At 51.2% G+C, this 14,455-nt stretch carries 11 protein-coding genes; 7 read left to right on the top strand and 4 right to left on the bottom strand.

Translation table 11 applies throughout. From position 1 onward, the window contains the following. Positions 1-15 precede the first annotated feature (15 nt). Positions 16-438 carry a hypothetical protein gene (locus tag CRN96_RS06800; protein ID WP_097040479.1) on the bottom strand — a complete coding sequence of 141 codons (423 nt, stop codon included), beginning with the start codon at positions 436-438 and terminating at the stop codon, positions 16-18. A gap of 126 nt (positions 439-564) precedes the next feature. Further along, a complete protein-coding gene (locus CRN96_RS06795) occupies positions 565-2,238 on the bottom strand; it encodes a Na/Pi cotransporter family protein (protein WP_097040478.1) in 1,674 nt (557 codons plus the stop codon). A gap of 272 nt (positions 2,239-2,510) precedes the next feature. Here CRN96_RS06795 and CRN96_RS06790 point away from each other — a divergent pair, with 272 nt between their 5' ends. Then, entirely contained in the window at positions 2,511-3,179 is a 669-nt protein-coding gene (locus tag CRN96_RS06790; protein ID WP_097040476.1) for a hypothetical protein, read from the top strand. Positions 3,180-3,210: 31 nt separating this feature from the next. Here CRN96_RS06790 and CRN96_RS06785 read toward each other — a convergent pair whose 3' ends face one another. Further along, a complete protein-coding gene (locus tag CRN96_RS06785) occupies positions 3,211-4,674 on the bottom strand; it encodes a PTS transporter subunit EIIC (protein ID WP_097040474.1) in 1,464 nt (487 codons plus the stop codon). Between the two features lie 219 nt (positions 4,675-4,893). Between CRN96_RS06785 and CRN96_RS06780 the strand changes: the two genes are divergently transcribed. Both CRN96_RS06780 and CRN96_RS06775 read left to right on the top strand, forming a co-directional pair. Beyond that, a complete protein-coding gene (locus CRN96_RS06780) occupies positions 4,894-5,826 on the top strand; it encodes a glycine betaine ABC transporter substrate-binding protein (RefSeq protein WP_097040472.1) in 933 nt (310 codons plus the stop codon). Between the two features lie 136 nt (positions 5,827-5,962). Then, positions 5,963-7,108, top strand: coding sequence for an NADH-dependent flavin oxidoreductase (locus tag CRN96_RS06775; RefSeq protein ID WP_097040471.1), 1,146 nt, complete (start codon positions 5,963-5,965; stop codon positions 7,106-7,108). A gap of 36 nt (positions 7,109-7,144) precedes the next feature. Here CRN96_RS06775 and CRN96_RS06770 read toward each other — a convergent pair whose 3' ends face one another. After that, positions 7,145-7,735, bottom strand: a complete 591-nt coding sequence (locus CRN96_RS06770; RefSeq protein ID WP_097040469.1) for a TetR/AcrR family transcriptional regulator — start codon at positions 7,733-7,735, stop codon at positions 7,145-7,147. A 140-nt stretch (positions 7,736-7,875) separates the two neighbouring features. Here CRN96_RS06770 and CRN96_RS06765 point away from each other — a divergent pair, with 140 nt between their 5' ends. The 4 genes from CRN96_RS06765 (at position 7,876) to CRN96_RS06750 (ending at position 14,412) form a co-directional block, all read left to right on the top strand. Beyond that, on the top strand, positions 7,876-11,151 hold the full coding sequence (locus CRN96_RS06765; protein WP_097040467.1) for an efflux RND transporter permease subunit: 3,276 nt from the start codon (positions 7,876-7,878) through the stop codon (positions 11,149-11,151). A gap of 140 nt (positions 11,152-11,291) precedes the next feature. Then, entirely contained in the window at positions 11,292-12,026 is a 735-nt protein-coding gene (locus CRN96_RS06760) for an MBL fold metallo-hydrolase (protein WP_097040465.1), read from the top strand. A 121-nt stretch (positions 12,027-12,147) separates the two neighbouring features. Next, positions 12,148-13,287 (top strand): trans-sulfuration enzyme family protein, encoded by a 1,140-nt coding sequence (locus CRN96_RS06755; protein WP_097040463.1) that lies wholly within the window; start codon positions 12,148-12,150, stop codon positions 13,285-13,287. A gap of 45 nt (positions 13,288-13,332) precedes the next feature. After that, a complete protein-coding gene (locus CRN96_RS06750) occupies positions 13,333-14,412 on the top strand; it encodes an aldo/keto reductase (protein ID WP_097040462.1) in 1,080 nt (359 codons plus the stop codon). Positions 14,413-14,455: the final 43 nt, after the last annotated feature.

Genomic DNA, 14,455 nt, shown 5'->3' with positions numbered 1-14,455 from the left:
ATCCTTTTTTAACGGTCATTTGGAGCTGATCTTCAGGACCAGTTCCCCGTCCTCAGTCATGCTTTCCATATCGACCAGTTCCTCATCGGAAGTGTCGATGACATACTCACCCGACAAGTTGCCTTCATCCTTATAGAACAGTTTGATCCTATCAATGCTGTTGAAATCATACTCCAGCATGACGAGCATACTGTTGGCATGGTCGAACTCCGGATAGTTTTCATGTTCCAGGAGGACTTCATTGCGTTCCTCCATATAGTCAGCGAGCGATTTCCGGTCAATGACGAGCTCCACCCGGTCATCCTTCAGATCCAGGCGGCTGAAATGCTCTATGTTGATGGCAATCTTCTTCTCGCCGAGACCGACGATATCATCAATGAAAGAGACCGCAGTGAACTTGACCTTGTTGACATCAGATACATCCAATAGTTGATTCATTTACATTTCCTCACATCATTATAATAATATCCTGATTGTATCACACAACCGGAAAACCCTTCATGGGCATGCTCAAAATAAAAATCCCGGTCCTGGAATCTGCATTCCAAAACCGGGTTGTCAGGCTTACTGATCGAAAACGATCTGTTCTTCTTCTTGTTCTGTATCAGAACCGTCATCACCGAGGTTCAGCTCTGTAATATTGCGTGTATTGTAGCCGATCCTTTCCAAAGTGCTGATCAGATCGACATACAGGTGGCCGCCGTCCGTGGAACAGATGCCTTTATTCATCCGCTTCACATGCTGCTTCCTCAGCTTATTCTCTATGTTCGTCGATTTCTGGGTCATGTCCAGAATCATTTCGACATCCTGAGGATTGTATATATCGATGGCATTGACAGCTTTCCTGAATGATTTGCCGACATGCTTGATGAAATCATTCAGTCCCTTCTGGGCGGATTCGGATAAATAGATGTTCTTATTGTATTTCTTGATATTCAGGTCTGTAAATTCAACGATCTGTTCGCTGACTTTATAAAGCATCCGGTTGATTTCCAGCAATGTCGTCTGCCTGATGGCATCCTCATTTGAAATATCATACTTGGATAACTCCTGCAGATATTTCCTGATGCTTTCATTCAGTCCATCCACTACGCCTGCCTTTTCACGTATGCGCTTTTCAATCTTCGCATCGTTCTCCTGGGTGAAATCCCTCGCATCTTCAAGCATGCTGAGTGTCAGCTGGCCGAGATTCTGAATTTCCTTCTGGGTGCCCTGCAGTGCAATCGACGGGGACTGCTTCATCAGTGATTTGTCCAGATGGACAGGCTGATAATCCTCCGCGTAGTCCTTACCCGGTACAAGCTTCGTCACGACCCATGCTAGGAAACCGATCAGCGGCAGATGTATCAAAGTGTTCGCCAGGTTGTATGAACCGTGTGCGAATGCGATGGTCATGCGGCCGTTCAAGTCGAGCGCCGTCTCCAGATATCCCACGAACATGGTGAAGAAAGGCAGGATGAGCATGAAGATGATCGCACCGAACAGGTTGAAGACGACATGGACCGCCGCTGCACGCCTTGCCGCTATGGTGCCGACGAGTGCCGCAAGCACCGCTGTGATCGTCGTACCGACGTTGTCCCCGAGAAGGATCGGAATGGCCGCGGTCAGATCCACGAGATCATTCATATAAAAGTTCTGTAAAATCGCGATGGTCGCACTTGAACTCTGCACGATGACCGTAAGCACCGTACCCACCGCAAAGCCGAGCAATGGATTTTCAGACAGCATCAGCATGAGGTCTGAGAAGCCCTGCAGATCCGCAAGCGGCCTGACACCGTCACCCATCAATTCCAGACCATAGAACAGGGCACCGAATCCGAAGATGATGCGCCCGTAATTGTTGATCTTGGGCGTTTTAAAGAAAAACAGCAGTATGACGCCGAATGCCAGTATGGGCAGTGAATAGGCACCGATATCGAGCCCGATCACAAAAGCTGTGATGGTGGTGCCGATATTCGCCCCCATGATGACGCCGATCGCCTGTCTTAACGTCATGAAACCTGCAGATACCAGACCGATCGTGATCGCGGTCGTTCCGGAGCTGCTTTGAATCAATGCAGTGATGAGTATCCCCGCCAAAATTCCAAGGAAAGGGTTTGTCGTCATGCGGTTCAGTATTTCCCGCAGCCGGTCCCCCGCCGCAGCCTGAAGCCCATCACCCATGCTTTTAATACCGTATAGAAATATACCAAGTCCACCCAAAAACATGAATAGTACTTCCATCGGACTGAGTTCCATTTTCATTCCTCCACTTTGATACTTTGAGCTTACTGCTATCTATAACTGACTTCATATATTTTTTACAATCTTAACCTAAAATTAATTATATACACTCCCCCTTTAAAATGCATTAAGATAAATAAATTAACCCTCTCAATCCGCATTACACGGAATATTGATACTTTGCCAAATAATGTGTCAATTATACACAGATTGTGCAGCAGAGCGCCATCCAGCTCCTGGAGATATGTTAAAATACTTTCAAAGACTTAAAAAGGATGGGTATTTCAATGCAAAGCTACAAGAAAACGAAAGAGGATCTGCTTAAAGCTGAAGATTATAGAAGTTTCACGGTGCGCTCAAGATATCTGCCCGGGATGATGGATGGAGAAGCGGCGCATTTCAAAAAAATCCAGGAGACTTATAAGGAAGAGGGGTTCAACCATCTTTCCGCAGTCGAGCTGTGCCGCACATTCATCAAAGTCGATCTGCTGAAACTGTCTTTGATGCAGAGCACACACGGTGTGTTCACGGACGGCGATAAACCCTACTACCCGATGGAGCACGAAGTGCTCGGCAAATTCACCCTGAATCAGAGCGACATGGATTTCCACGAACTCGAGCTGCCTGAAGACCTTGAGAAGCTCAATCTCGAAATCAGGGATAAAATCATCGAGTTCACCAAAAGCATCGAGCCGTTCCTCCAGCTGATCGAAAAGAATGCAGGGGATTTCAATGAGACCTTCCAAACGGTGATGACCGTACTCATCAATGACAACCCGCATATTTTGAGCAAAATCTATGATGCCACATACTACGGCACCGTGCTGGACTATAACATCGATAATGCATTCGAGAAGGCATGGAAGGAACAGCTTGTCGAAAAACCCCTTGTATCATTTTATGCCGCGTTCACACTGGCGCGCTACGACAACATGTTCAAGTCACAGCTGACATGACCGATAAAAAAACCAGCCGCGGGGCTGGTTTTTATTTCTTTGAAAAATCCATCTTCGCCGGATTCTTCGGTTTTTCACGCTTTTTCTCCATCACCATACTGTCATTGTATCCCCAGATATATGTGAAGATGAATGCCAGGAACAGGGTCATGAATGTGACGAACACAGCATACCAGAAGTTTGCCGTGATGCCCTGTTCGGGATCGATGTAGGACGGCAGGCCAATGATCGAGCCGATGATGCTCCACATGTTGATGCCGAACAGGCCGGTCAGGAGCCCGCCGATGGCACTCGCAAGGCTTGCGCAGATGAACGGCCGCCTGAACCTGAGGTTGATGCCGTAGATGGCAGGTTCAGTGATGCCGCAAAATGCTGAAAAAGCACCGGCATAGCCGATTTCCTTGATTTCCGCCTTTTTCGATTTGACCGCCACAGCAAGTGCCGCACCCGCCTGGCCGACGATGGTCATGCTGACGATGGCGGATAAGTAACTGTATCCGAGTGTCGCAAAGTCGTTGACGTAAACCGGTATGATGCCCCAATGGAGGCCGAAGATGACCAATACCTGGTAAAACGCATTGATTATGAAGCCGAAGATCGGTGCGTTGGCATTCAGCATCGTTTCAAGGCCGTCCGCAAGTCCGGATGACAGGCCGACCAACACCGGACCCGTGATGATGAGGGTGATGGATGAGACCACGCCGATGACGACGATCGGTATGAAGATCGCCTGTATATAGGACGACACCCATGTCTTCAGCCAGTCCTCAAGCTTCTTGATCAACCATGCGGCAAGGATCATCGGGAAGATCGAATATGTATAGGCGATGAACGGGAAGTTGAATGTGCCGAGTGAAAATATGCTCGCTTCGGCATTCGCCGCTTCCAGTATGGACGGATGAATGATCACCCCGCCGATGACGGCTGTGAGCAGCGGATTGCCGCCGAGCCTTTTTGCGGCATTGAAACCGACCAGCACCGGCAGGAAGTAGAACACGGCATCCGCCATCGCATTGATGATCAGGTAGGCGTTGCCTGTATCGGTGACCAGATTAAAGCTTGTCATCACCGCAAGGAGTCCTTTGATGATCCCTGCTGCAGCGAGGATGTTGATGATCGGCATGACCGAAGCCGTGATCAGGCCGATGAATTTATTGAAATTGTTCTTGACCCGGCCATAGAAGGTGTCCGGATCCGAAGCATCGAATTCCGCGCCTTTCTCCGGGCCGCCTTCACCCGATGCAGGCAGCAGGGCAGTCACTTCTTTATAAATATCATCAACCGCCGGACCTACGACCACCTGGTACTGGCCGCTCCCTTCGGCGACACCCATGACGCCGTCCAGATCCTTGATCTCTTCAGTGTCCGCCTTTGATTTATCCTTCAAATAAAATCGCAGACGTGTCACACAATGAATGACGCTCTCAATGTTTTCCGGGCCGCCGACAAGGTCAATGATATTTTCCGCAAGCATTTTATAATCTTTCTTTGCCATGCAATCCACCGCTTTCCATGTTATAGATGGTATTCCAAAAACATAAAGATGTTTTCATTTTACCACACAGGAGAGATTAATATGCAGACTGAATATGGAATTATGGAGCAATTCTGGACTGCACAGTTGTGCGGTTTGGGTGAATTTCCCGGACTTGACAGTAATACCCTGTGTGATACGCTTAACATTATGTGAAAATTTTTATATTTTCTAAAAATAATGGAGGGATTCATCATTAAAAATTTCAGGATTTTCGGTTTGTTCACAGCTTTTGCCTTGATGTTGGTTCTGGCAGCCTGCGGCAACGGCGGGGAAGGCGAGGCTGAGAATGACGCTGAAGGCGGCGGAGCGGCGGATGTCAGCGAGGCCGTGGATCACACGATTTATGGGATTGAACCAGGTGCAGGGCTGACTGAGCTTGCGCACAACACTTTGGACACTTATGACAATCTCGACGGCTGGACATTGGAAGAGAGTTCCACCGGCGGCATGATGACAGTGCTGAGGGAAGCGATTGACAATGAAGAACCCATTCTGGTCACCGGCTGGTCGCCCCACTATAAATTCGTGGAGTTCGATTTGAAATATCTGGAAGACCCTGAAGGTGCAATGGGAGATGCAGAAGATGTACATACGATCGTCCGCCTTGGACTTGAAGAGGATAAACCAGAAGCATATCAGATGCTTGACCGCTTCTACTGGGAACTTGAAGATATGGAGCAGGTCATGTACGACGGGGAAGACAGCACCTATCCGGAAGCCGCTGAAAACTGGGTGGAAAACAACCGGGATGCCGTAGACGAGTGGGTTGCAGACATTGAACCGGTCGACGGCGAGCCGTTTGAACTGGTTTCAATGGCGTGGGAATCCGAAGTGGCATCCGCACAGGTCGTGCGCACGGTGCTTGAGGAAATCGGTTATGACGTGACCGTCACCGACGTGGATCCGGCAGTGGTCTTCCAGGCCATCGCGAACGGTGAGGCTGATGCAACAGTCGCACCATGGCTGCCTGTGACCCAGGGCCATCACTATGAAGAGCATGAAGGGGACTTTGAAGACCTCGGCCCCAACTCGACCGATACGAGAAACGGTATCGTCGTACCTGAGTACATGGATATCGAATCCATTGAGGAACTCGAACCCGCATCTTAAATTGAATTTTCAACCGGCACTCCTTCACCCCTTTCCGGGGAAGGGGTGCTTTTTGAATATTTGACCGGGGTTCGGGTATTTATTGGTAGCATGACCATATGCGCATAATGAAATCCAATGAGGAGGAAGAATATATATGGACGAGAAATACAAACCACTGTTCAAAACGCTGCGGCTGCCGAACGGTGCAGAACTTAAAAACAGATTTGTCCTTGCTCCGCTGACCCACATTTCTTCGAATGAGGACGGCACTGCCTCGATCGAGGAAATTGAATATATGGGTAAACGGTCCAAAGATGTGGGAATGGCGATTTCAGCCGCTTCCAATGTGACGGACCTCGGCAAAGCCTTCCCCGGACAGCCCTCGGTCGTCCGTGATTCGGACATCGAAGGTCTGAGGCACCTGGCGGATGAGATGAAGAAAAACGGGGCGAAAGCGATCCTGCAGATCCATCATGGCGGGGTGCAGGCCCAGCCGAGGCTGACGCCGGATTATGATTCCGCCGGGCCGAGCCCCATCACGACGCGGAGCTTCGATGAAACGGAGCCGCATCATTCGCGTGAAATGACGGAGGATGAAATCGTCGAAACCATCAAAGCTTTCGGCGAAGCGACGCGGAGGGCGATTGAAGCAGGTTTTGACGGCGTCGAGATCCACGGTGCCAACCGTTATATCATCCATCAGTTCGTCTCTCCCCATTTCAACAGGCGTACGGACAAGTGGGGGGAAAATCGCTATTCATTTGCACTGGCGGTGACCGATGAGGTGCTGAAGGCAAAAGCGGAACATGCCGGTGAAGATTTCATCATCGGGTACAGGTTTTCACCCGAAGAAGCCGAGACGCCGGGCATCGATATGGAAATCACAAAGATACTCATTGAAAAACTGATTGAAAAACCGCTGGATTACCTGCATGCATCCCTCGGTGAAGTGCATTCGAAGACACGCACAGGAAAATACGCGGGGACAGAGCGCATCGCACTGCTCCATGAATGGATCGGCGGCCGCATGCCGCTGATCGGCATCGGTTCGGTCTTTACAGCCGATCAGGCGCTTGATGCCATCGAGGGCGGCAATATTGAACTGATCGGCCTCGGCAGGGCACTGCTGCTCGATCATAACTTCGTCGGCAAAATCCAGGCCGGCCGGGAAAGCACAGTCAATAATATGTTCGATCCGGAGCGGGAAGACAGATACGAGCTGCCTGAAAGGTTGTGGGAGCAGCTTCATGACGGCTTCTATCCCCTCCCAAGAGTCCGCAGCAGACAGCAGTCACGGTAAACAGGACCGGCCGTCCCCGATAAGGGGGCGGTTTTTTTACGTCCTGTCATTCAGCATGGCTGCCATCAATGTCTTTGCACCTTTATTCGATACTTCCTCCATCATCGCGGCCAATTTCTTCTCATCCGGCTCGCCGCATCTTTCGATCCACAGCTGGAAGACACTGATATGGGCCGATATCTGATACTCGATGATGTACTCGAACTTCTCCGGTTCCCTGATGCCGATTTCTTCGACATAACCCATTATGATTTTCCTGATCTCACTCCTGAACTCGTACACGAAACTCGGGTCACCTTCCGGCCCGATCATCACCGCAATCTTCTCCCAGTTTGCCCTTATATACGCATTCGTCTTATCAAAGGATTCAAACACCCCTGCATCATCTTTATCAAGGTGCCTCAGATGCCCGATGATCATATCCTTTTCAGGAATCAGCGACTTTTTGAATACTTTTTGGATTTCGTAGACATCGGCGAAGTAGGCATAGAACGTCCCCCGGTTGTAACCGGCCCTGTCCGTGATCTCCCTCACCGTCATTTTGGCGAGTGGTTTTTCTTTATACAGCTCCCAGAACGCTTCCATCAGATTGCTCCTTGTCACTTCAGTCTGACTCATTTTGGACATAACTCTGCTCCTTCCGACATTATCCCGAATATTGTTTATTGAAAGATTCTCTCATTACATTTATCATTTAACATTGTACAACACGTTGTCGGGTTACACTTAAAATAAACTACTGTATTTATTCAAGGAGAGAAAACAGTTTGAAACTATCGGATTTTTCCATAAAACGTCCTAAATTTACAATCGTCGTCATGATCATCCTTCTGCTGATCGGGGCCGTCTCGTTCACACAGCTCCCGCTGCAGCTCATGCCGAACATCAATCCGCCAGTTGCGGCTGTCGCGACTACATACCAGGGCGCAGGGCCTGAAGAAGTGATGGATGATGTCACCGTGCCGATCGAATCGGAGCTTTCATCCCTCAGCGGACTCACGAACATATCATCACAGTCGCAGGAAAATTCCTCCGTCATCATCATGGAATTCGGTTATGACATGACCATCGATGAAGTCGAAAGTGACATCACCCGTGCACTTGACGGGGTCGACCTTCCGGAGCAGGCCGGGGATCCGGTGTTCCTCGAATTCGACATCTCCATGCTGCCGAGCATCCAGATGGCAGTGACCTCGGCCGGTGAAGACGTCGTCGACTACCAGGACCAGGTCGAAGATCTCATTTCCGAACTGGAAAATATAGAAGGCGTCGCATCCATTACAGAGAACGGCTCGGTCACTGAAGAAGTCCAGGTGAACCTCGATATTGACGCACTTTCTGAATTCGGCCTTTCGCAAAACGATATCGCCGGGATCATCGAAGCCAATAATGTCACGATACCCAACACCACAATCATAGATGAGGAAGAAGGTCAGGCGATCTCCACCCGGACGGTCAGCAATATCGACGGGGTCGAAGAACTCGAGGCGCTCGTCATCACCGACCTGCCGGACGGGGAGTCACTTGCTGTTTCCGATGTCGCTGATGTCTCCATCGGTGAGGAGGACAACAACATCATCACAAGGCTGAACCAGGAAGATGCCTTATCCGTCGATGTGATGCTTTCCTCCGATGCGAACGCATCGAGTGTGAATAATGAATTCAATGATATTCTGGATGAAAAGCTCGCCGAAGATGAATTCAGCAATCTGAGAGTCGAGACCTTATATGATGAAGGTGAATTCATAGACATCGCGATCAACAGCGTCTTCACCTCCCTGATCCTCGGGGCGGTGCTCGCGATGGCCGTCCTGTTCGCTTTCCTGAGGAACCTGAAGGCACCTCTGATCATCGGTCTGGCCATCCCGTTTTCAGTGATCACGACATTTGCACTCTTGTTCTTTACCGATATCAGCATCAACCTCATGACGCTCGGGGGCCTCGCCCTCGGCATCGGACTGCTCATCGACAACTCGGTCGTCGTCATTGAGAACATATACCGCCATCTGTCGATGGGCAAGTCACCAAGGAAGGCTGCGGGTGACGGGACGAAAGAGGTCGCAACCGCAATCACTGCAGCGACCCTCACTACAGGTGCCGTATTCGTTCCCGTCGTGTTCGTCACCGGTCTGGTCGGGCAGTTGTTCACCCCGCTCGCCATCACGGTGGTGTTCAGTTTATTCGCATCGCTCTTCGTCGCACTGACCGTCGTGCCGATGATCGCAAGCCGTGTGCTGACTGCACCGAAGGAAAATCTGGAAAAAGCAAGAAGCGAAAGACCTTATATGAAATTACTCGGGAGACTCTCACGCTGGACGCTCAGGCACCGCCTGATCGTTTTGCTCGTCACTGCACTGCTCCTCGTCATCGGAATCGCCGGCATATATGTCAAAGGGCTCACATTGATGCCCGAGAGCGATGAAGGTGCTTTGACCATCGAAGTCGAAAAAGAGCAGGGGACGATCTACTCCGAAACCCTCGAACTCGTTGAAGATATCGAGGAGGAACTCGCAGGCCACGATGAGGTGGATATTTACCTGAGCAATGTCGGCTCCCAGCAGATGATGTCCATGACTGAAGAACCGCACAGAGCCATGATCACTGCAACACTCGTCAGTGCAGGGGACCGCAGCATCACGACAAATGAATTCGTCGACAGCATCGAGGACGACATCGAGGCTCTGGATGAGTCGGCTGAAATCAATGTAAGCCCGATGTCCCAGACAGGGATGGGTTCCGAACCGAACACATTGACGCTCAATATTGCAGACGACAATCCCGATCGCCTCGTTGAATCGGAAGAGACCATCATCACTGAATTGGAAGACGATGCAGATATAGACAGTGTCTCCTCCAGCCGCGAAGATATGGTCGAAGAGATGCAGGTCGCAGTCGACAGGCAGGCGGCAAGGGAGAACGGCCTTCAGCCCGCTGAAATCGGCTCTGCCCTTTACGATGCATCAAACGGCGTCCTTGCTTCCACTGTCGAAACGGGCGGGGATTACCTGTCCATCAATGTGAAGTATCCCGCAGAATTCCATGAAAGCCTTGAAAATTTCGAGGACATTGAAATACCGAACAGTGAAGGAGAATACATCGCGATCAGCGAAGTGGCAGATTTTGAAGAAGCGGAAATCCTTCCGGTCATCAACCGTAATGAAGGTGAGCAGACAAGTGAACTGCTGGTGAGTTATTCTTCATCCATGTCACTCGACCAGGCCGGCAGTCATGTCGAAGACATCATCGCCGGTGCGGACTTCAGTGATGAAACCTCCCACTCGATCGGCGGGGATCTCGAAATGCTCATGGATGCCATGCCGCAGATGCTTCTCGCCCTGATCCTTGGGATCATATTCATATACCTTGTGATGGTGGCGCAGTTTGAATCATTCAGGCACCCGTTCATCGTCATCATCGCCATGCCGCTCAGCATCATCGGTGTGATGGCTGCACTGTTCATCACGAACAGTCCATTGAGTGTCGTCGCTTTCGTCGGTATCATCCTGCTGCTCGGCATCGTGGTCAACAACTCGATACTGCTTGTGGATTACACCAACCAGCAGAAGGAAAAAGGCATGGGTACGCTGGAAGCTCTTGAACTGAGTGTGCAGCACCGCTTCAGGCCGATCGTCATCACCGCACTCACCACGGCACTCGGCATGCTCCCGCTTGCACTCGGCCTCGGGGAAGGCGGGGACATGATTGCACCGATGGGTACGGTCGTGATCGGCGGCCTTGTGAGCAGCACGATCTTCACACTCTTCGTCATACCAGTCTTCTACAGCTACATCGATAAGGAAACCCGGAACATGCATAAAAAGTATGTGACGCCGGACGGGCAGGTCATCACCCAGAAGGAAATCGATGAGAATAAGCGTAAAGAAGAACAGCAGGAAAATCCGGCAGATGAGTACGACTATAGAGAGCCGGATGAGGACGCGCCTGAAATCAGGGAATATGATGAGGAACCGTCCCGCGAAGATTACATCGAAGAAATGCAGAAACTGATCGATAAGATGAAGAACGACCGGTCGGATAAATAAAAATCTTAAAACTGAATCATGACCCCCTGCACATCATCTGCAGGGGGATTTTTTTAAATGCACATATATAATTATGCATTCATCCGCTTGTTTAAACATTCATGGGGGTATAGATAAGAAATGGCTCCGGGGGTGAAATCATGAAAGTCACTATTGTAGGCATGTGGAGCAGCTTCCCTAAAAATAATGAGCCATCTTCAGGCTATCTGGTCCAAAAAGATGAGGTCACCGTGCTGATTGATGCCGGCAGCGGTGTTGCGGCCCATGTCCAGGACTATATCAGTATTCATGACCTTCACCATCTCATCCTGACACATTACCACTATGACCACGCAGGGGACCTGGAAGCTTTCATGCAGGCGCGACGGCTGGCAAGGCGCTTCAAGCACCGCAAGAGGCACCTCAACCTGTACGGGCCGGGGGCCGGGGATCCGGTCAGGCTGATGAGGCGTGCAAGGCACAGCAAATTCCATCCGATCAAACCCGACAGCAAATTCCAGATCGGGCCGCTGAAGTTCGAGTTCCACCGCAATGCACACCCAGTGGAAACTTATGCGGTCAAAGTGACGGATGATACAGGGGCGGTCTTCGTCTACACTTCAGACTCGAGCTATAATTCGGGTCTTGTACGTTTTGCATTCGGTGCCGACCTGCTCTTCACCGACTGCAGCTATTACGAAGGATTTGATGCACGGACCGACGGGCACATGAACGCAGCGGAGGCGGGCCGGCTTGCGGAAAAGACCGACGCGGCCCTCACCGTGCTGACGAACCTGCCGCACCGGGGGGCGCTGGAAGCACTGCTCGACAGCGCCGTCCAGCAGGGAGGCAAGGATATCAGGCTGGCGGAGGCCGGGATGGTCTTCAATATTTGACCGGCTGATGATTTTTAGGGAACGCAAAAGGGCCTTTTCAGGGCTCTTTTTATTGAATTTAATGATTACTCTGTCAATAAAATATATAATGGTTTTATATTATGAAAAATGAGGGATATTTATGCGTTTTGAAACGAAAGCCGTCCACGCCGGACGCGGAATTGACCCGGTCACGGGGGCTGTGACCACACCAATCCACCTCTCGACGACATATGAGCGGTCGGAAGACGGTTCATATACCGATGGATTCATGTACTCGAGGGGGGACAACCCGAACCGCCGTTCACTGGAACAGTGCCTGACTGAACTTGAAAATGGGCATGACTGTGTGACTTATGCTTCAGGCATGGCGGCCATAACATCGGTGATCGAGGCATTGCCTGAAGATCAGCCGAAACGGATCGTCATGGCGGACGATATGTATTTCGGTGTCCGCACATTGCTGATGGAGACGGATATCGGCAGAAGATATGATATCGTCACGGTCGACATGACAAACCTTGATGAAGTGAAGAATACGGTTGAAAGCGCAGAGACGGGCCTCATCTGGATGGAATCCCCGTCAAACCCGCAGATCAAAATCATCGATATAGAAGCCGTGGCCGGAATCGCAAAGGCTGCCGGCGCCTATTCGGTGATCGACAATACCGCCGCGACACCGATGCTCCAGCAGCCGCTTTCCCTCGGTGTGGACTTCTCACTCCATTCCGTGACCAAGTACATCGGCGGCCACAGTGACCTGCTGCTCGGTGCGGTCATAGCGAAAGAGGACAGTGAGATGCTTAAAAACCTCCGGACTGCCCAGCATGCGAAAGGGGCGGTACCGTCATCATTCGACTGCTGGCTTGCGCTCCGCGGTGTGCAGTCGTTATCTGCAAGACTTAATATGCAGTGCACGAGTGCCGCAGCAATCGCAGACTTTCTCGCAACCCATGAGAAAGTTGAAGAAGTTTATTATCCGGGGCTCAAAAATCACCCGGGACATGAAATCGCCGCCCGTCAGATGAGCGGCTTCGGCGGCCTGCTGTCCTTCCAGGTGAAGGGTGGCGCCGCGGAGGCTTTGAAGGTGGCGAACACCGTCGGCCTCATCACACAGGCGACGAGCCTCGGCGGTACGCACACTTACATTGAGCACCGGGCCTCGGTCGAGAAAGAATTGACGAAGGCACCGGATAACCTGCTGCGCCTCTCAGTCGGACTTGAACATGTGGAGGATCTAAAAGAGGATCTTGATCAGGCACTCGGCCATATCACGGTTTAGAACTCCGGTGCTGCGGGAAAAACCCATGTAATGGAGGGATGAAAGATGGATTATACATTACTGGGTGACTCGGGGCTGAATGTTTCAAAATATGCCCTCGGCACCATACCGTTCAGCGGCACAAATGGCTTCGAAGCTGCGGGCGGCATGTCACAGGAGACGGCGGATGAGATGGTGGATTACGCCCTCGACCAGGGCATCAACCATTTCGACACGGCAAACCTGTATGCCACGGGAGATGCGGAAAAAGTGCTCGGCAGGGCGGTCCGGGATAAACGTCAGGAGATGACGATCGCGAGCAAGACGGGATTCCGGCTCTCCGACAACCCGAACGACGTCGGGGCAACACGCATCAACATCGAAGCATCGATCGACAGGACACTTCAGAGACTGGGCACGGATTATCTCGATCTGTATTACGTTCATACATGGGACGGCCAGGTGCCCGTCGCTGAAACCGTGCAGGCGATGAACGACCTGATCAGAAAAGGGAAGATCCGCCACTGGGGCGTTTCAAACTACAGCGGCTGGCAGCTGGGCAAAACCCATACGTACGCCGCAGAAAACGGTTTGGTGCCTCCGGCGGCCCATCAGCTCTACTATACGCCGGAAGCACGGGAAGCGGAATACGAACTGCTGCCGGCCGGCCATGAGCTCGGGATAGGCAATACGATCTGGTCGCCGCTCGGCGAAGGTTTGCTTACAGGCAAAATCTCGAGGGACCAGAAAGCACCGCCGGGTACGCGCCAGGGTGAAGGATGGGCAGAGCCCTACATCAAAGATAAGGCACTGTTATTCGACCTCGTCGACCTGCTCAAGGATATTGCGGCAAGTCACGGCGCCACTGTGCCCCAGGTCGTGCTCGCATGGGTCCGGGAGAGGCCGAATGTCGACTCCGTCATCATCGGTGCACGCAATATGGAGCAGTGGCGCGAAAATGTTGCGTCCTACAACCTGAAACTCACCGGGGAGGAAGCCCGTCAGATCCACGACTTGACCGCTCCTGACGCCATTTACCCATTCTGGCACAGGGCCATGAATTCAATGGAAAGGGCATCCGATTCGGAAAAGGTCTATCTGGAATCCTATAATGAAATCATGGAAAAGAAGGATCAGGAAATATAATGAAAAAACACTTCCACAATTTATGTGGAAGTGTTTTTTCATT

The organism is Salinicoccus kekensis (assembly GCF_900220995.1).
GTDB classification, from domain to species: Bacteria; Bacillota; Bacilli; order Staphylococcales; family Salinicoccaceae; genus Lacicoccus; species Lacicoccus kekensis.
The sequence above is the reverse complement of the archived record's forward strand: the minus strand, read 5'-3'. Positions and strand labels throughout refer to the sequence as shown.